General features: G+C 47.9%; 17 protein-coding genes. 2 read left to right on the forward strand and 15 right to left on the reverse strand.

From position 1 onward, the window contains the following. The 4 genes from ACKX2L_RS03515 to hpf all read right to left on the reverse strand — a co-directional run bounded on the left by ACKX2L_RS03515 (position 1) and on the right by hpf (position 5,148). Positions 1–1,695: a Mur ligase family protein gene (locus tag ACKX2L_RS03515; RefSeq protein ID WP_497552623.1), complete on the reverse strand. Its 1,695-nt coding sequence runs from the start codon at positions 1,693–1,695 to the stop codon at positions 1–3. Between the two features lies 1 nt (position 1,696). Then, positions 1,697–2,479 carry an alpha/beta fold hydrolase gene (locus ACKX2L_RS03520; protein ID WP_497552624.1) on the reverse strand — a complete coding sequence of 261 codons (783 nt, stop codon included), beginning with the start codon at positions 2,477–2,479 and terminating at the stop codon, positions 1,697–1,699. Positions 2,480–2,816: 337 nt separating this feature from the next. After that, positions 2,817–4,067, reverse strand: a complete 1,251-nt coding sequence (locus ACKX2L_RS03525) for a hypothetical protein (RefSeq protein WP_497551787.1) — start codon at positions 4,065–4,067, stop codon at positions 2,817–2,819. A gap of 547 nt (positions 4,068–4,614) precedes the next feature. Continuing rightward, positions 4,615–5,148, reverse strand: a complete 534-nt coding sequence (gene hpf, locus ACKX2L_RS03530; RefSeq protein WP_497551788.1) for a ribosome hibernation-promoting factor, HPF/YfiA family — start codon at positions 5,146–5,148, stop codon at positions 4,615–4,617. A 328-nt stretch (positions 5,149–5,476) separates the two neighbouring features. On the opposite strand from hpf, the gene ACKX2L_RS03535 reads away from it, so the two are divergent. Continuing rightward, complete coding sequence (locus tag ACKX2L_RS03535) at positions 5,477–6,241, forward strand: SDR family NAD(P)-dependent oxidoreductase (protein WP_497552625.1); 765 nt, start codon at positions 5,477–5,479, stop codon at positions 6,239–6,241. A gap of 22 nt (positions 6,242–6,263) precedes the next feature. On the opposite strand, the gene ACKX2L_RS03540 is transcribed toward ACKX2L_RS03535, so the two are convergent. The 9 genes from ACKX2L_RS03540 to murI form a co-directional block, all read right to left on the reverse strand. Further along, complete coding sequence (locus ACKX2L_RS03540) at positions 6,264–7,025, reverse strand: amino acid ABC transporter ATP-binding protein (protein ID WP_497552626.1); 762 nt, start codon at positions 7,023–7,025, stop codon at positions 6,264–6,266. Positions 7,026–7,285: 260 nt separating this feature from the next. Next, a complete protein-coding gene (locus ACKX2L_RS03545) occupies positions 7,286–7,942 on the reverse strand; it encodes an amino acid ABC transporter permease (protein ID WP_497552627.1) in 657 nt (218 codons plus the stop codon). 151 nt (positions 7,943–8,093) lie between these two features. Next, a complete protein-coding gene (locus ACKX2L_RS03550; RefSeq protein WP_497552690.1) occupies positions 8,094–8,852 on the reverse strand; it encodes an amino acid ABC transporter substrate-binding protein in 759 nt (252 codons plus the stop codon). 972 nt (positions 8,853–9,824) lie between these two features. Beyond that, positions 9,825–10,196, reverse strand: coding sequence for a DUF1667 domain-containing protein (locus ACKX2L_RS03555; RefSeq protein ID WP_497551792.1), 372 nt, complete (start codon positions 10,194–10,196; stop codon positions 9,825–9,827). 1 nt (position 10,197) lies between these two features. Further along, a complete protein-coding gene (locus tag ACKX2L_RS03560; RefSeq protein WP_497552628.1) occupies positions 10,198–11,460 on the reverse strand; it encodes an NAD(P)/FAD-dependent oxidoreductase in 1,263 nt (420 codons plus the stop codon). Positions 11,461–11,472: 12 nt separating this feature from the next. Next, positions 11,473–12,906, reverse strand: coding sequence for an NAD(P)/FAD-dependent oxidoreductase (locus tag ACKX2L_RS03565; RefSeq protein ID WP_497552629.1), 1,434 nt, complete (start codon positions 12,904–12,906; stop codon positions 11,473–11,475). Between the two features lie 328 nt (positions 12,907–13,234). Further along, positions 13,235–14,827: a 2,3-bisphosphoglycerate-independent phosphoglycerate mutase gene (gene gpmI, locus ACKX2L_RS03570; protein ID WP_497551795.1), complete on the reverse strand. Its 1,593-nt coding sequence runs from the start codon at positions 14,825–14,827 to the stop codon at positions 13,235–13,237. 176 nt (positions 14,828–15,003) lie between these two features. Continuing rightward, positions 15,004–15,174, reverse strand: coding sequence for a DUF4250 domain-containing protein (locus tag ACKX2L_RS03575; RefSeq protein ID WP_497551796.1), 171 nt, complete (start codon positions 15,172–15,174; stop codon positions 15,004–15,006). Between the two features lie 70 nt (positions 15,175–15,244). Continuing rightward, a complete protein-coding gene (gene murI, locus ACKX2L_RS03580) occupies positions 15,245–16,111 on the reverse strand; it encodes a glutamate racemase (RefSeq protein WP_497552630.1) in 867 nt (288 codons plus the stop codon). 129 nt (positions 16,112–16,240) lie between these two features. Here murI and ACKX2L_RS03585 point away from each other — a divergent pair, with 129 nt between their 5' ends. After that, entirely contained in the window at positions 16,241–16,807 is a 567-nt protein-coding gene (locus ACKX2L_RS03585; protein WP_497552631.1) for a glycerol-3-phosphate responsive antiterminator, read from the forward strand. Positions 16,808–16,847: 40 nt separating this feature from the next. Here ACKX2L_RS03585 and dtd read toward each other — a convergent pair whose 3' ends face one another. After that, positions 16,848–17,300: a D-aminoacyl-tRNA deacylase gene (gene dtd, locus ACKX2L_RS03590; protein WP_497552632.1), complete on the reverse strand. Its 453-nt coding sequence runs from the start codon at positions 17,298–17,300 to the stop codon at positions 16,848–16,850. Positions 17,301–17,318: 18 nt separating this feature from the next. After that, positions 17,319–19,034 carry a GGDEF domain-containing protein gene (locus tag ACKX2L_RS03595; RefSeq protein ID WP_497552633.1) on the reverse strand — a complete coding sequence of 572 codons (1,716 nt, stop codon included), beginning with the start codon at positions 19,032–19,034 and terminating at the stop codon, positions 17,319–17,321. Positions 19,035–19,276 lie beyond the last annotated feature (242 nt).

Consider the following 19,276-nt stretch of genomic DNA (forward strand, 5'->3'; position numbering starts at 1 on the left):
TTAATACTGATCCGGCAGATCGTTCTCGAGAAGGATGTATTTATGCCCTCTGTCCTTGATCTGATAAGCGAATTTCATAGCATCCTCGAGGAGTGTGAAACTATAGAGTTTCTTCTCCGGGAAGCCGGAATCCAGGGCACCCTTTCGGATGGCCTCGCGGTTGGCATGGCCGACCGTCAGGATATAGTCGCAGCAATCGGCCGCATAAGTGCCGAACTTATAATTGAATTCTTCCTGGCGGTCGCCGAGTTCGATCATTCCCGGCGTCACAAGGATCCGCACACCATCAAAAAGTTTCAAGGTCTCGACCGCTGCCTTGGACCCAACCGGATTTGAATTATAGGCGTCATCGATGATGGTTGCAAGAGCATTCTCACGCATCTGCATGCGGTGCTCCACCGGCTGGATGCGGCGGACCGGAACGCGAAGTTCCTCTAAGGACATACCCAATTCATAAGCAACCGCCAGAGCACCGACCACGTTGATGACATTGTGGGCGCCGATCAGCCGCATCTGGTAGCGCTTGGATTCCCCGGACGGTGTGACAAATGTAAACCCTGTCCCTTGGCGGGATACTTCAATATTTTCCGCCCGATAAGCGGAGGGTTTTACAGAATCTGAAGCGGCCTTGCCTGCTTTCGCATCTTCTGTCGAGCCACCAGAACCTCCGGTAGAATAGGAAACGATCTGCTCCGGTCTATATTTCTTCGCATTCTCCTTTATATAGTCGTTATCCATATTCAGGAAGATCTTGCCCTTCTTTGGCAGGGCATCGGCGAGCTCGAACTTGGTCTTTACGATATTCTCCATGTTGAAGAAGGTGTCAAGGTGCTGAGGGCCGATGGCCGTGATCACGCCCAGATCCGGATGCGCAATGTCGCAGATCTCCTTGATATCGCCAACGTGACGGGCGCCCATCTCACAGAGGAAGATCTCATGAGTCGGTTTCAGTGAAGAACGAACCGTCTTCACTACGCCCATCGGTGTATTGTAATTGCCCGGTGTCATCAGGACATTGAAATGGTCCCGAAGGAGAGTGTTGAGATAGAACTTGACGCTGGTCTTACCATAGGATCCTGTGATCCCGATGACCGTAAGGTCCGGATTCTCAGCAAGGATCCGCTTGGCATCATTGATGTAATGCCTGTTAATCGCCTCTTCCATCGGATGATTGATGGTGTTCGAAAGCATAATGACAAAAGCCTGAATGCTGGTCAGAAGAGCAAAGACCGCAAGGAAAAGGCCCAAAGCAGCGCTTATACAAAGAAGAATCCCGGCAGCCCCGAAGGCCTTATTCTCCGACGAAAAGCGGACCAGACAGAGAATTGCTGCAAGAAGAGGGATTCCATAAGAAAGGATCCCGTCCGTCACCAGTAACCGCTTCACCCGCATGGTGAAAACCAGCTTTTTCTTTTTTAAATACCGCTTCAAAAAGCGGAAATAATAGATGGAAAATCCTGTCAAAAAGTAACTTATGATCAGAAGAGCAGGATTTTTCAGAAGTCCTCCCAGGACAGCCAAAAGCCCCTGGAGGATCAAAACGCCCTGTCTTTTCCAGTTCTGCCGAAGCCAGGGGAGCATTTCCCTGTTTCGATAAGTATTGAGCTGGAACATATGCATATTGTAGCGGCAGACATACCAGGAGAGGATCGCCTCAAGAAGAATGCCGATCAGAAGTAAAATCAAATCTAACAAATCAAACCTCTCCTTTCAAATAAGAACCAAGGATTCGAAAAAAGAGCGGCTGATTCTCCAGGAAAGAGAAATGACCGGTATTGGGGATCACCGTCAGGCCGGCATGGGGGATCTCTCTCTCCATCTTCTGCCCGTCCGAAAGCGGCGTTGCCATATCCTTGTCTCCCCAGATCAAAAGGGTATCTTCCCGAATCAGAGGAAGTTTGTCGCTCAGGTCTTCATTTACCGCCATCACAAGGGCCTTCTTCATCAGAGGGCTTGCATTTCGATAGTCAGCGGAACCCTGACGGCTCTTCCAATCCTCCACAAGATCAGGGAAAAATTCCGTTAAGAGGCGGGTCGCCATCAGCTTTTTCATCCGCTTGTAACGGCGGATCTTCCTTTCCTGCTTTTTGGTCTTGACCGGCAAAATCCCGGCCGCATCCACAAGAACGATCCGGTCGATCCGGAATTCCTCCTGATGACGGGCTGACAGGCGGATGATCACACGGCCGCCGTAAGAATGGCCCATTAGAACTGCATGATGGATGTCCAATGCCTTCATGAATTTCAAAAAGAAATCCACATAATGCTCCACATCCCACGCTTCCTCCGGTTCTTCAGAATTGCCAAAGCCCGGAAAATCGAACTGAATCACCCGGTATTGATCCGAAAGAAACTGAGCCGCATTGTCATAAAGGCTGCATTTTGTACCCCAGCCCTGCAGAATAACGACTGTTTCATCCCGTTCCGGATCTCCCGTTACTTTATAATAAATCACTTTCCCATCAATGGTCAGATCCATAGCGTCCTGCTTTCTTTATCATTCTGCCTTGCATAGATGCCTAAGCTGCAATATTCCGTAAAAGCCCTGTATTGAATTTCTCACAGGTTCCGGCTTGGGCTTTCCTTACCGGATTCCGGTCACCTGGTAAGCAAAGCAAGGTGCGGCGCTATTATATCATATTGGAATGGAAATTTGTGGAAATATCCTTTATCCCCCGTCAAAAGATCCGGATTCCAAATGGATCCTTTCGCGAGTGCTCCATGTCAGAAAATCCGGATCCAAAAGGGATCCTTTCGCAGGCGCTCCATATCAGAAAATCCGGATCCAAAAGGGATCCTTTCGCAGGCGCTCCATGTCAGAAGATCCAGATCTCCAGCGGTTTGTTTCGGAAGTCTTCCGGCGTTGATGCCAGGCAGTCTTCCTGTCGTAAGGTCCGATAGAGCCGATTCAATTCCTGACAGCGTCTTTCCTCGCTCCAGCCCTCCGTTCTCGCCAGAAGCTGGATTCTTAAACGTGTAATATGGATATAAAGGGAGAGATCCAGATGGCGCCGCGCCAGAAAAAGGCAGCGTTCCAGAAGCCGGCTGGCTTCGCCCCGCCGGTTCATGACAAAGGCCATCCAGGCAATGTTATAGCAGAGAACGCCTTCTTCGTGGAGATCGTCCGCATCCTGTCCGGGTCTGGCATGAAGTGTCTCATAGAGGTGAATCAGAAAACGAAGGCCCTTTTCCTGATTTCCCTGCTGGAAATGGAAGAGGCCATACATATTCAATAAAACGATATCGACATGCAAAAGGCAGTCCGAAGACAGAAGAATTTCCTCCAGAAGAAGCCCGTCTTCGCTTGCCTGCTCATCACGTCCTGAAAATGTAGACCAGGACAGACTTTTTTCATTTAATTCCGGCCAACGCATATGTAAGAGATTCTCTAACTGCATGCCGAAAGCATGCTCCGCCTCGAAATAATCCCTTCTGCTCTTCTCAAACAGAGCTGCTTTCTCTGCGGAAGCCTGTCTCCAATCCCGATAGCTGGTCCTGCCTTCCGGCCCGACCAGAGCCCATTCGGAATTTTCATGGACCATCTGAACCTTGACGCTTTCTCCCGAAAGCACCTGGGTCTTCATATTCTGCAGCCAAACCTGCTTTAAGATAAGTTCTCCCGCTTGAATATAATACGAAGAAAGCGGTATCCTATCCCCCATATTCTGAACCATCTCTTTGGCTGCCAGCAAATATTTGTCTGCCCGATCCGTCTTTTCGTAACGCAGTTCCGCAAATGCATTAGCAACCAGATTCAAGACCTCCCTTTCTCTCATCCTCTGCTCTGCATCGCTTTTCCTCTTTTTTTCTTCCTTTTCACGCATACGAATACACACTGCGTGACTTCTCAGTGCATCCGCTGTATGAGGATCCAGCCCCAGGTCCAGATAGCGGTCCAGAATCTTTTCCAAGATCCGTTCGGTTGGAATCGACTCCCCTTTTTCCAACCGTTTCAGCACACCGCTGTCGCAAACCTCACAAGTTACGTCCTCGATTCCAAGTTTCATCCCCTCGCGAATGTTGCAAAATAAATCCCCGTAAAGCTTCTTCTCGTGCTCAAGATTCATATCTCCCTCCCGGTTTCAGTTATTGTCCCACTTGTTCTTTGCCCCCGCAAAGAAAGACCCATGCCCCTAGCTCCGGAAAATCAGATTTTCTTTCATTCTGCCCCCCTGCAGACGAAAGTGATTGCAAGCTTATGATCTCAATGTCAACCCCCTTCCTGCATTCCTTTTTGATTCCGGAGAAATGCGGCAATACTGTAACGAAATTTAGTATACAGAACGTGTATTTCTATTGACAAGAGTAATCTCAGTCCATTCGAATTTTCTATTATTTTAACAAATTTTTGCTATGTATTTTTATCACATTTTATGGTCAATCAAAAATGATGGCTCATGTAATTACACACTTGCGTAAAATGTAATTATAAAGAGCTTTACTTGAGTTAATTTCAATCTTAAAAAAAAGGCGGGTGGAAGCAGCTCTGCTTCCACCCAATCTCTTTTTTCATGTGATACGTCGATATGACCAGTCTTCCCTCTGACTCATGCCATATCTCAAGATGTCGATTCCATGTCAATTGTCACTCTGGTCTATATTTCCCGGTAAAAGTTACATGTCTTCCGGCTCGATCAGCCCATAGGTATTGCCACGGCGCTTATAAACGACGTTGACTTCGTCTGTCTCCGCATTCTTGAATACGAAGAAGTCGTGGCCCAAAAGTTCCATCTGGATGCAGGCATCCTCTGCATACATCGGCTTGATATCGAATTTCTTATCACGAATGATGCGGACTGCCTCCTCTTCGCCGGCATCCTTCTCGAGATATTCTTCACTGAATAATCTTCTGGCTTCCTGCTTCTCATCTACCAGCTTATGGCGGTATTTCCGAAGCTGTCTCTCGATCGTCTCAACTGCCAGATCAATCGATACATACATATCATTGGAAACCTGTTCGGAACGGATGGTCTTGCCCTTCATCGGGATTGTGACCTCGATCTTCTGACGTTCCTTCTCTACACTCATGGTTACTCGTGCCGGTGTGTCTTCTTTGAAATACCGGTCCAACTTCGACAGCTTCTCCTCCACTGCTGCCTTCAATCCATCTGTAAGTTCAATGTTACGGCCTGTGATTTGAAGTTTCATATGTATCAACCCCTTTGTTTAAATTTGATAAATCCCTTGTTGATAGGTAATTATTAGTAGTTCTTTTTGGATTTATCATGATTTCATTATAGACAACCTCAAGTAGCCTTACAATGCTTTTTCAATAAATTTTCAGAAATTTTATGCTTGACAAATGAATTGATTTGACATATTAGATGTGATCTGAAGGCAAAAGTCCCTGATCCAAGCTTTCTCGCATGGGTTATAAAAAGGTGGGCTATCATCCTCACGGTGAAAACCGTGGGTTTTCTCGTCCACATGGTTTATAATATCCTTCATAAAATCCGAATTTTCAGGAGGTCATCTCATGATTGAAGCAGCAAATATAACCCCTGTCCACGGCAAAACCGCCTTCCTTACCGGGGCTTCCCGCGGTATCGGCGCCGGCATTGCCCGTGCATTGGCAAGCGACGGCTATTCGCTCGGTCTCTGCTGTGAGAAAAATTTAGACCGTCTCGAAGCTTTGAAGCACGAGCTCACTCAAGGCTTCGGCGTAACCGTCGAAAGCTATATGTTCGACGTCAGCGATCCAACCGCCGTTTCCATGGCAGCCTCTGATTTTCTGGAAAAGTTCGGTCACATCGACGTCCTCATCAACAATGCCGGTATCTCTGTTGTCGGCCTTCTGGATGACCTGGATGATGTCAGCTGGAACCGGATTCTTTCCGTCAATCTCTCCTCTGCCTTCTATAGCTATAAAGCCTTTTCCAGGGCCTTCCTCCAGCAGAAATGCGGAGATATCATCAATATTTCTTCCATGTGGGGGTCTGTCGGCGCCTCCTGTGAGGCGGCATACTCCGCCAGCAAGGGCGGCCTCAACGCTCTGACCCGATCCCTCGGCAAGGAGCTGGCTCCCTCCGGCATCCGTGTCAATGCCATCTCCTGCGGCATCATTGACACCGATATGAACCGGGAGCATTTCACGGAAGAAGATCTCATGGCATTAAAAGAAGACGTCCCCATGGGACGTCTTGGAAATCCTGCCGATGTCGGACAGGCTGTATTATCCATTCTTCACGGAAGCAGCTATCTCACAGCCCAGGTCATTGAGCTGGATGGAGGATACATCTGATTCGGCAGGCCAGGTCCTGACCTCAGCTCAACTCAGCATATTTTCCCAGGAAAGCCCGGGTCCTCTCGTTATCTGAGTTAAACAGTTTCTCCGGCGTCGTTTCTTCGACGATCCTGCCCTGATCCATGAAAATCATCCGGTCGGAAACATCCCGGGCAAAGGTCATCTCGTGGGTGACGATCACCATGGTCATCTTCTCGGCCGCAAGTTCCTTAATGACCTTCAGAATCTCCAGGGTCATTTCCGGATCCAGCGCGGATGTCGGCTCGTCAAAAAAGAGAATTTGCGGCTTCATGGCCAGTGCCCTGGCGATCCCGACTCTCTGCTTCTGTCCGCCGGAAAGCTCGCAAGGATAGGCATTCTCCCGGCCCTCCAGTCCCATCTTCTCAAGAAGGGTCTCTGCCTCCGCCGTCACTTCCGCCTTATCCCGCTTCTGCACCCGAATCGGCGCATCGATGATATTCCGAAGCACCGTAAAATGCGGAAACAAATTAAAGTTCTGGAAAACCAAGCCAAAGGCTTCTCTCGCCTTCTTCTGCTCCTTCCTGGAAATATAGACCGCTCTTCCATTTTCTGAACTTACGATTTTCTGCCCCAGATAGGACATCTCCCCGTCATCCATGGTCTCCAGAAATGCGGCACAGCGAAGAAGCGTTGATTTGCCGGATCCGGACGGGCCGATAATACTTAAGACTTCGCCCTCATTGACTGACAGATGGAGATCCTTCAGAACCGGGACGCCTCCAAAACTCTTTTTCACATGCTGCATCTCTAAAACATTCATTCTCTACTCCAATATCGATCTATATTTTACATGCTGAATCATAGCCTGTCTTTTGGCCAGTCTCAAGCCGCCATAGCCCTCTGTATCACTCGGCCTGATGTCTTGCGTCTCTTGGCCGGTCTCAAGCCGTCATAGCCCCTCTTATCACTCGACCTGATGTCTTTCCTCTGTGGGCCGGTCTCAAGCCGCTATAGCCCCTCTGCACTCTACCTGATGTCTTGGGTCTTTGGGCCGGTCTCAGGCCGCCATAGCCCTCTGTATTACTCGACCTGATAATAGTTCATTTTCTTCTCGACCAGGTCCATAATGCCTGCAACAAGGGCGTTGAATACATAATAGAAGATCGCAGCAGCTACGAAGGGAACCATGCTGCGCTGGGAAGCGGCAATTGCCTTGGCTTCGGTAAACATTTCTGCATAGGCAATGGAGAAAGCCAGGGAAGTATCCTTGACCAGGGTGATGACCTCATTGGTGATGGAGGGTAGCACCCGTTTCATGACCTGTGGCAGGATAATGGTGAGGAATGTCTGGCTTTTACTATAGCCGAGGACTTCGGCCGCCTCATACTGGCCACGGGGCATAGAAGCGATTCCGCTCCGGTAAATCTCTGCAAAATAAGCTGCATAATTCAGAGCGAAAGCGATGATGACTGCGGTTCCACGATAATTTGGGGAAAGAGTAAGTCCCAAGAGATAGTAGGGTCCGAAATATACCACCAAAAGCTGCAGCATCAGGGGCGTTCCGCGAAGGATGGAATTATAGACACGCACTACATTTCGAAGAAGCGGATTTCTCGAAAGCCTGCCCAGGGCCAGAAGCAGGCCGAGGGGCAGGGAGAAGACCAAAGTCAGCACAAAAATCTGTATCGTTGTAAGCATACCGCCTGCCAGCTGCAGGCATATCGTTCCAAATGACATAATAAAGTTCCCATCCTAGTTCTGTATGATTCCGATCTGGCTGCTGTCTTCCGCACAGACCCGATCCGTCTGCTTTCTTCCGCATAGATCCAATCCGTCTGCTTTCTTCCGCATAGATCTGATCTATCTGCTTTCTTCCGTACAGATCCGATCAGTCAGCTTTCAAGATGCAGACATCCGCGTCAAAATACTTCTCCGAGAGTTTTTTGAAGGTACCGTCTTTCACCAGTTCCTTCATAGCATCCTCAACCTTATCGCGAAGCTTGGTATTCCCCTTCTTAAAGCCTACAGCGTACTGCTCGCTTGAGATCTGATCATCAAGAATTTTGAAGGTGTCTTCCTTGCCTTTGATCTGATCCTTTGCCACAAAAATATCCATTGCAATGGCATCGACAGAGCCCTGCTCCAGATCCATCATTGCGGTATTGTAGTCAGCGGTGGTCAGCATATCCTTAAAAGAAGATTTCAGTTCCTTGTGATCATCGTCATTCAGGGCGCTCTCTGCGGAAGATTCCTTCTGGACTTCGACGGTCTTTCCGGCCAAGCCTTTTAAATCGGTGATCCCGGAGTCCTTCTTCACAACAACCACCTGGGAATTATCCATATAAGGATCTGTCCAGGTGTACTGTTTTTCACGTCCGTTTATGGTGAAACCGTTCCAGAGACAGTCGACCGTTCCGGCATCCAGTTCCATATCCTTGGCATCCCAGTCTACCGGCTGATATTTCACTTTCATGCCCATCTTCTTTGCAGCTGCTTTTGCCATCTCCAGATCAAAGCCAGTGAAATTTCCATCATCATCCTTGTAGCCAAACGGCGGGAAGTTCTGGTCAAACCCTACGACCAGGGTATTGTCATCTGCTGTGTTCTTGGAAGATTTACTACCGCAGGCAGCCAGGCTGAAAACCATACAAGCAGTCAGAGCCAGAGCTGCAACTTTCCGGAAGGATCGAAAGGATGCTCCATGGGATGTTCTATTGGATACCCGATTGAATGTCTTATCGGTTATCTGCTTGTCTTCTACTTGTCTCTTCTGATCTGCTGCTTTCCTCTCTGCTCCATACATGGCGACGGTCTTCCTTTCCATTCTACTTGTTTCCTGTTCATTGCTTGCTTCTGATTGTGTAACGCTTACCTACTATCCGTGAACATAGCAGGCAAACTAACTCTTTAATTTTAATGTTCTACTACTTTATCATGCTAAACCGCTAATGTAAAGTATGGAATGAAATACAAAATCATTTTAAATCACGCACATTCTGCCTCAAAGACTCATGCCGAGAGCATTGAAAATTCGATATATGAAATCTTTTTAAAATCATGCGCATTCTGACCTCCAAAACTCGTGCCAAGAGCATTGAAAATTCGATATACAAAATCTTTTCAATTTCATGCTACAAAAACAGCTGGAAAACACGCATTATTTTGAAAAGATTTTGTATATCGAATTTTTTGAGGCTTGAAAGGCAATTTTCCAGTCTGAAATACGCATGAAATCAAAAAGATTTCATATATCGATTTTTCGAGCTTTAGAAAGGCCATTCTCCAGTTCGAAGCAAGTCCCCGGACACGTCCCTGCAGTGAGTAAGTGTCAACATGCCCTGTAGATAACCAGATAACTCTTCTGCACATACCCTTGCAATAAGAAAGCTTCAACATACCACTACAGCACTACAGATAACCCCGGCTCTAAATAAATCCCTATAAAAAAGGGCAAGGCTCAAATTCTGAGCCTTGCCCTTCAAACATTCCTCCATGTTTTGACACAAGTAATTTATGCTCGCGCATCAGTCCCGCAAGCATCCTTCCACCTGGTCTTTATTCCACACCATCTGCCTTCCGACCGTGCTTTATTCCACACTATCTGCCTTCCGGCCGTGCTTTATTTCACACCTACGTTCTTGGTCGCGATGACATCCACGCCAGTTCCGCAGACGTTCTTCAGGATCACATCACCGATCTTCACCGGAGCCGGGACCTCGATGTCTTCAATTGCCTTGCAGCAGTCGAAGATCTTGCCCTTGGGAATATCTTCCTTGGTCTTGACCGAAACCATGGCAAGTTCGCCGCCGGTCACCCGAACCGAAGACGTTACCACACGCGTCGGATTGGTCACCTCTTTCCTGGCGTAGATGTCACCACGCTTGCAGGTATTCCCGGTCACATCTGTAACTTCACCGTCCTTTAATGTCACTGTGATCTGACAGCCCATGGGGCAGCAGATACAAGTCAGGTTTTTCTTTTCTTCAGACATCTTATGCCTCCTCGATTTTAAGCGTGATCTCTTTCAAATCCGGATCTGCCAGAAGGTCCGCCTTCTTCAGGATGACCTGCTCCATCTCGCCCGGCGCGAAAATCTGCTTCTTCCGCCGTGCCACGCACTTATCACCGAAGTAAGTGCAGACCGCTGCATTCTTATAAACCGCCCCGACACGGAAACGAACGGTCACGGTATCTTCCATTTCCTCCGGCCGTATAAATTCCGGAACCGTATAGCGGACCCCATCGATCGGATTCAATTTTACCAGACGCTTTGCCTTCTTCTCGCCCTGAGAAATATAGACCGCAGCGTTTTTTCCTGCCTGCCCTGCTTCCTGGGATACAAAGTCAACGAGGTCGTGTACATGGAGGACATTGCCGCAAGCGAAGATCCCTTCGACATTAGTCTCCAAAGCATCATTGACAACCGGACCTTTATGGAGACGGGAAAGTTCGACGCCGGACTGGCGGGAGAGCTCATTCTCCGGCAGGAGACCGACAGAAAGAAGAAGAGTATCGCACTCATACCGCTCCTCGGTTCCCGGGATCGGCTTCATATGCTCATCCACTTCTGCGATAGTAACCGCTTCGACACGTTCCTTGCCTTCAATGTCAACAACAGTATGAGACAGCTTCAGAGGAATTCCAAAGTCATCCAGGCACTGAACGATATTCCGCTTCAGGCCGCCGGAATAAGGCATGATCTCAGCAACAACCTTTACCTCGGCACCTTCCAGAGTCATACGGCGGGCCATAATAAGACCGATATCTCCGGAGCCCAGGATCACAACCTTCTTACCGGGCATATAGCCTTCGATATTGACCAGGCGCTGCGCCGTACCGGCAGAATAGATGCCTGCAGGACGATAGCCCGGGATATTCAAAGCTCCCCGCGGACGCTCCCGGCAGCCCATGGCCAGGATCACAGCCTTAGCCGGAATGACGAACATACCATCTTCCCGGTTCATGGCGGTGATCTTCTTGTCCGGACTGATGTCCATGACCATGGTATTCAATTTATAATCAATACCGCGCTCCACTACCTGATCGATATAGCGCTGGGCATATTCCGGTCCGGTCAGCTCTTCCTTAAAAGTATGGAGTCCGAATCCGTTATGGATGCACTGATTCAGGATGCCACCCAGGCGGTCGTCCCGCTCAATAATCAGAATATCCTCGATGCCATTATCTCTTGCGGAAATTGCTGCTGCCAGTCCTGCAGGGCCTCCGCCTACAATTACAAGATCATAGTTTTTCATGACGGTCCCTCCTCAGACTCTCTTGTTATAGCCAATGACGATCTTACTCTTGCCACCCGACTTCGTGACATCAAAAGCGCTCATAGGAACTTCCCGTTCCAGAATTTCCATGGTCCTCGGGCTGCAGAAACCAGCCTGACAACGGCCCATACCAGCCCGGGTCCTTCTCTTGACACCGTCCAGAGAACGGGCGCCCAGAGTCCGGTGAATGGAGTCCAGGATCTGACCCTCAGTGATCATTTCACAGCGGCAGATGATCTGACCATAAGCCGGATTCTTCTTGATCAATTCGTTTCTTTCTTCCAGAGAAAGCGTGGACGGATCCAGAATTCCCTTTCTCTTGCCGTTGAAGTTCGGATTCTTCAAAAGTCCTAACTTCTCTGCCACCATGTCGGAGAGATACTCACCGATGGCCGGTGCACTGGAAAGTCCCGGAGACTCGATTCCGAGTGCATTGAAGAAATTCGGAGCATCCTCTGCCTCGCCGAGCACAAAGTCGCCGCCCTCTTCGTGAGCACGAAGTCCGGCAAAGCTTGTGATGACTTCATAGAAAGGAATATTCTTAACAGACAGCGCAGCGGTCTTTGTGAGGAAATCCAGACCGTCGCCGGTGGTATTGATCCCTTCCTTATTGTCAATATCCTCAGCAGTTGGTCCGACGATCAGGTTTCCATGAACGGTCGGACTTACCAGGACGCCTTTTCCCATCTTGGAAGGAAGCTGGAAAACAGTCCTTGAAACATGATTGCCTGCGGTCTTATCCAGAAGTTTATACTGGCCGCGGCGGGGGATGATGTGATACTTATGAGCCGAAACCATATTGTTGATGGTATCTGCATAGACACCGGCCGCATTGACAACAGCCTTTGCCTCTACTGTTTTCCCATCCGTTTCGATCCGGTAGTGATCCCCGGTTCGCTCTACATTTGTTACCCGTGTATTCAGGAAAAATTCAACACCATTGTCTGCAGCGTTTTCCGCCAGTGCAATGGTCAGGTTGAAGGGACATACAATAGCGCCGGTCGGAGCATAGAGGGCTTTCACCACATCATCTGCCAGATTGGGCTCCATTTCCTTTAACTCCTTCTCTTCCAGGATCCGGATGTCCTTGACGCCATTCTCGCGGCCCTGCTCTGCCAGCTTATCCAGGAGGCTGGCATCCTGCTCTCGGGTCGCAACAACGAGAGATCCGTTCCGGCGATAAGGAAAATCCAGTTCCTTCGACAGATCTTCCATCATTTCCGAACCGCGCACATTCATCTTTGCCTTCAAGGAACCCGGGTGCGCGTCATATCCGGCATGAACAATGGCGCTGTTCGCCTTGGACGTACCGTCACACACATCTTCTTCCCGTTCAATGACACAGGCCTTGACCTGGTAACGCGACAGATAACGCGCGATCGCAGATCCGGTAACGCCGGCCCCGATGATTGCTACATCATACATAGTGCTTCCTCCTTAGTGAACCCTCACAGGCATAAAAAAAGCAAGGCAAATAAACCAGCTCTACTGCTGACTTATTTACCTTGCTCAAATCTCCTGGTAATCAATATTCTCTTGACAAGAGTTACTATAGCACGCCCGAAATCAGATCTCAAGCGATGGAAGAAAACTCAAAGAATATTTCTTATTTTTTGTGGAAAATACACAAATTATCTCTGCATGTTTTGTGAGGATTATCTGGCATCACACGCGTCCTTCCATACCTCTGACCGGCTTGCACTGACGGATCAAACGGGCTGATCTTCTGCCAGCCCTTGATCTGTCAGGGTTCTCACTTCTTGATCAAAAGAGACTTACCTGTCATTTCCTTCGGCTGAGGCAGATCCATGATCTGAAGCAGAGTCGGAGCGATATCGCAGAGACGTCCGCCCTCGCGAAGAGTATAAGAAGGATCATAATTATAGAGAATGAATGGAACCGGGTTCGTGGTATGCGCGGTATGAGGCGCATTGGTTTCCTTATTCCACATCTGCTCAGCATTACCGTGGTCTGCACAGATGAAGAGAACGCCGTTCATCTTCTTTACAGCCTCGACGGCTCCGCCGACACATCCGTCAACTCTCTCAACAGCCTTGATCGCAGCATCCAGCTTTCCGGTATGACCAACCATGTCCGGATTTGCAAAGTTAATGATAATAACATCATATTTTCCGGAAGTGATGGCTGCATCCAGCTTCTCGGAAACTTCCGGAGCGCTCATCTCCGGCTGGAGATCATAGGTTGCAACCTTCGGGGAATTAACCAGAGTCCGGTCCTCGCCCTTATTCGGTTCCTCAACACCGCCATTGAAGAAGAAGGTAACATGGGCGTACTTCTCGGTCTCGGCAATACGAAGCTGATGCAGACCGAGGTTTGCCAGATACTCACCCAAGGTATTCTTGATCACTTCCTGCTTGAAAGCAACCAGCTTATTGGGAACATCTTCTTCATAGTCCTTGAAGCAAACGTAAACCACAGGGATATAACCCTTCGGACGCTTCAGAGACTTGATACATTTGTTATCGGAAGGATCCCCTGCCATTGCCTCAATATCGGCATCCTTGTAGCAGAAAGCCTTGGTGAGCTCACGTGCGCGGTCCGGACGGAAGTTGAAGAAGATAATGGAATCATTTTCTTTTACCGTAGCAATCGGGCTTCCGTCCTCTTTGGTGATGACGGTCGGGATCACAAACTCATCGGTAACACCATTATCATAAGATGCCTGCATAGCATGAATCGGATCGGTATCTTTATTTCCTTCGCCCAGAACCAGCATGTCATAAGACTTCTGGATACGATCCCAGTTATTATCACGATCCATAGAATAATAACGACCGGACAGGGAAGCAACCTTGCCGACGCCGATCTCCTTCATCTTGTCGAGGAGCTGCTGGAGATAATCCTTACCGGAAGCAGGGGGCGTATCACGGCCATCAAAGAAGGGATGAACGTAAACCCGCTCGAAATTCTGCTGCTTGCAGAGCTCCAGGATCGCATATAGATGAGTAATATGGCTGTGAACACCACCATCGGAAAGAAGGCCCCATACATGAAGGTCAGAGTTCTTCTCCTTGCAGTTCTGAATTGCATAAAGAAGTTCTTCATTCTTAAAGAAGTCACCATCTTCAATCGACTTGGTGATCTTGGTCAGATCCTGATAGATGATCCGGCCGGAGCCGATATTCATGTGGCCAACCTCGGAGTTACCCATCTGACCATCCGGCAGACCAACTGCCAGGCCGGAAGCATAACCCTTAACGAAAGGATATTCCTTTTCAAGTTTATCAATCACCGGAGTCTTTGCCAGATAAACGGCATTGTTTTCATGCTCGTCTGAAAGGCCAAAACCATCCAGTACCATAAGAACAACTGGTTTCTGTCTCATTTGTTCCATCTCCTTATTTCTAGTTGGTTGACATCTGTCAACAATTTATAGTTTAAGAAATATTTCAATTCCTCCTGAATTATAGATGATAGATTTTACCCTGTCTATAAGCATGAGGTCCAAGAAATAGGCGGATTGTCTTAAATTTTTATGAAAAATACAGACCAAAGGCATAGTCAGAGAAACTGATTTGTCTTCGGATCATAGTTGTAATTCACAGAGGCCAGCCGGTCGATGATCTCCTGAACCGAAACTCCCTCTGCCGAGCAGAAATCATCCAGGCTGGAATAATGATCTCTCAACTGCGTGTTGACATAACTCAATAACATAATCGGATCCTTAGGCATTACTCTTTCCTTTCTCACGGATTCTTGCGCTTATTCTTGCGCTTATTCTTGCGCTTATTCTCCAGTATTCTTAGTCCTGACGTAAAAGCTTCTCGCAAAGTGCCATCTTGGTCTTTGTCGGAGCACTGTTTTGGAAAACGACTCTTCCGACCCGATCCTGATCCTCTCGCTCCAGGCCGGCCGCCCGGATCCTCCGGTGCAGCTCCCTGGCCGTTCCTCTTGCACCATCGTAAATCTTCACCCGGTCTCCAAGGACCTTTTCGATATCGGATCTTACGAAAGGATAATGAGTACAGCCCAAAACGACCGCATCCACGGGATGTTCCATATACTCCCAGAGAAGCTGGCGGAGAAAATCCCGCACCGCCTTCGTGCCTGCTTTCCCTTTCTCCACAAATTCCATCAGCCCGGCGCAAGGCAGGGGAATGATCTCTGCCTGATCTTCGAAACGTCCCATCAGTTTCTGAAACTTTTCTTCCCGAATGGTCATCGGCGTCGCCATCACAAGAACTCTTCCACCCGGATTTTCCATCACAGCCGGCTTGACTGCAGGTTCGATGCCGACGATCGGCAGGTCGGGATGGGCCTGACGAAGAGCGCGCACTGCTGCCGATGTAGCAGTATTGCAGGCAATGGCAACTGCCTTTACCCCCTCTTTTCGAAATTCGTCCACATGAGCGAATGTCAGTGCACGTACTTCTTCCTTGGTCTTCGTTCCATAAGGCGCATTCTTCGAGTCGCCATAGAAAAGGAAATCTTCCCAGGGCATCTCCTTGACCATCTCACGAAGAACACTGATCCCGCCGACGCCCGAATCAAAAACAGCGATCGGATGATCCTTTTCGGGTTCTTTCGCAAGATCTCCGAAGCTTTTCATGTCTTCAGAGATACAAATGTTCTTTTTTGACTTTTCTTCTTCAGATTGCATATAATTCATAAAAATAGACCCTGTTGAAAGCCTGCCATTCATTAATGATTACATATGGTTTCGTTGCTTCGCGGCTTCCACCGGCAAGCCGTTTCACGGGCCTTATTGTAGCACCACGTGAAAAGGAAAGGAAGAAGTATGCAGCCAGATTTCAAAAACGCCCTGGAAGATACCCCGATCATCGCCGCGATCAAAGACGATAACGGTCTCCGTCGCTGTCTCAAAGGAGACAGCCGGATTATTTTTATTCTCTATGGGGATCTTTTGACCATCCCGGCTATCGTAGATCAGGTGAAGGATGCCGGAAAGCTTGCCGTGGTCCACATTGATCTTGTCAATGGACTTCATCCCAGGGAAGTTGCCGTGGATTTTATCCACCGTTATACAAGAGCAGATGGTATTATTTCCACAAAATCCAACCTGATTGCGCGGGCAAAGGAACTCGGTATGTTCACTGTTATGCGCTTCTTTGTCATTGACTCCATGGCTTTTTCCAGTATGGAACGGCAGATTCGTTCCGTTCATCCGGATGTCATTGAAATGCTGCCTGCCCTGATGCCAAAGGTGATTCAAAAGGTCGTCTCTTTCGCCCATTGTCCTGTCATTGCCGGCGGACTGATCAGCGATAAGGAAGATGTACTCTCGGTCCTCAATGCCGGTGCAACCTGCATTTCCTCCACCAATTCGGCGGTATGGTTTCTTTGATGATCAAGCGCGGTGGCAGACTTGTTGACACTGTAATCAATCATTTCACCACATCCTGCGAATCCAAAATCAGAGTGAATGGTCCCTCATTGGTCAGACTGACCTGCATATCTGCTCCGAAGATCCCCTTTTCTACGATCGGTACTCTCTCTTTGCATTTTGAAATAATATGTTCATAAATCTCTTCTGCCTCCCCGGGTTCCTTGGCCTGAAGGAAATTGGGCCGATTGCCGTGATGGCAGTCTGCATAGAGGGTAAATTGTGAAATCAAAAGAAGGCTGCCATTCACATCCGAAAGAGAGCGGTTGGTCTTCCCGTTTTCATCCGGCAGGATCCGAAGTTTCAGCATCTTTTCCACCATTTTATCTGCGATTTCGATGGTATCTTCCCGACCGATGCCAAGAAGGACAAGAAATCCCCGGCCTATTTTTCCCACGATCTCATGGTCAACTGCCACTTCAGCTTTTGAACAAACCTGTATTACAAAACGCATATCTTCGCCCTCCCTGCCTTACAATCTCTGTGCATGTGTCTTTTTCTTCATCTCATACATCCGTCGATCCGCCAGAGCACGGAGTTCTGCAAAGCCTTTGCTGCTATTGGAATAGTGGATCGCATGACCGTAAGAAATAGAATAGGGGAAGTTAAAAACCATCTTATCGTTAACCTCTTGTATTTCTTTTGCCAGATTTTCTTCTGCTTTTTCAATCTCGTTCGGATCTGAAAGAACCATTAGGAATTCATCACCGCCCCAGCGGCAGGCAAAGCCTCTTTCGTCCGGTACGGCCTTCGCAATGTTCATCGCGGCCGTTCGGATCAACTGATCACCGACTTTATGGCCAAATTGGTCATTTGCCTCCTTCAGATGGTCGACGTCAAAGAAGATCAAGCCATAAGCACGATCCTGTTCCCGTTCAAAATCGTCCATCATTTCTTCGCAGTAGGTCCGGTTGTAGATTCCTGTCAGGAGATCATGATAAGCCAGAAACTCTGTCTGCTCATCCCGGGCTTTCTGACTAGTGTAGTGAACAAAACGTAAGAATAGTGACATTGCCATACCGGCCAGGAAAGTATAAGCTGCCATGGAAGCGAAATCGATATTCTGCAAGGTAATAAATAATGTAGAACGCGGAAACAGATCTCGAAACATGATAACCGAAAGTGAAAAAAACAGAATCAGAATCGAGAAGAAGATTGTCTGTCTGTAAATTTGAACCTGCATATCCTTTGATTTACTCCCCAGTATCAGCTCCCCTAGTATCGTAATGACGCAGCTTATGGCAAGAAAGAAATATTCATAGTTCTCGCGATTTACAATCAGATTGTTGAATTTAAAATGCAAGATCAGATTGATCATAGCATCTGCGACAAAAAAGGCTGCAAGCAGGCGATAAACCCCTACCAGTTTTCCGGTACTGATTTCTGCCAGCAAGAGAAACAGAGGTATCGGCATTAGAAGAATGGCAAAATATTCTGTTTGAGCACAAATTTTTTGATTTTGAATCATTACATAGAACATTCTCCGGCTCGACAGCTGCCAGATAGACATTGCAAGGAGAAAGAGAGAAAGATTCATTGTCACCAGGCTCCCCTTCCTATCCTGGTTCACTCCTATCATACGCACCAGAGAAATTGAAATGGCAAAAACCGAAACAAGCAGCAATGATCCATACAAAGCAAAATTCAGCCGGTTTCCAAGCAAAGGATATAGATGAGCCTCCCCTGCATTCATCAGACGAAATTTTGTTATATGACTGGAGGAAAAGGCCTGAACTTGTTTCACTTCGATATGAATCATTGAGCCGAAGCAATAACGGGGAATAGTAGCTGAGATATATTCATCTCCCAACATATCTCCTCTTTTATATTCTCTATCTCCATAGCTGTAAATCAGGCTGCCATCCGATCCGTAAATTCGAATCAGAGAATGATACTGCCAGAAGCATAGTTTGTTCATCTGCAGTTGGTTCAATGCCTGCTTGGGAAGCTTGATGTAGAAGTCCAGCTGGTCTCCTTGATTCAAGGGTGGCAGATCCGACTTGGAGACCGAAATGGTCTCTTTCTGTCCCTTTGGGGTAACATAGGCTGATATCTCTTTGAGGTCTACATAATCCGCTTTTCCAAAACCGCTGGCATGAATGAGGCCTTCAATCATGGAAAAAGCAAGTAGAATAATAATAAGCAGTCGAAGGAGCAGAAAAACTGTTGATTCAGATTTTACTTTCATATATCTATCGTTTCCTCTCAGCGAGCCGGACTCCCCAGCCGGTTCTAAGAGCTGCTAAGTCTATTTAGCAGCAATGGTCGTTAGTGTCAGATAGAATTGTTAACTAGTTGTATTTACGTTATCGGCGATACGAATTCAAAGGATATGTTGTGATTCGTTTTATTGTGACGCGCTTTCGCTCAAGTCCTTAAATCTTTCATAACTGATAAATTATAACACGGACATTTCTATTATTCATCATC

This window comes from Porcibacter vitabionis, from assembly GCF_046263795.1.
In the GTDB taxonomy this organism is placed as follows: domain Bacteria; phylum Bacillota; class Clostridia; order Lachnospirales; family Lachnospiraceae; genus Lachnocurva.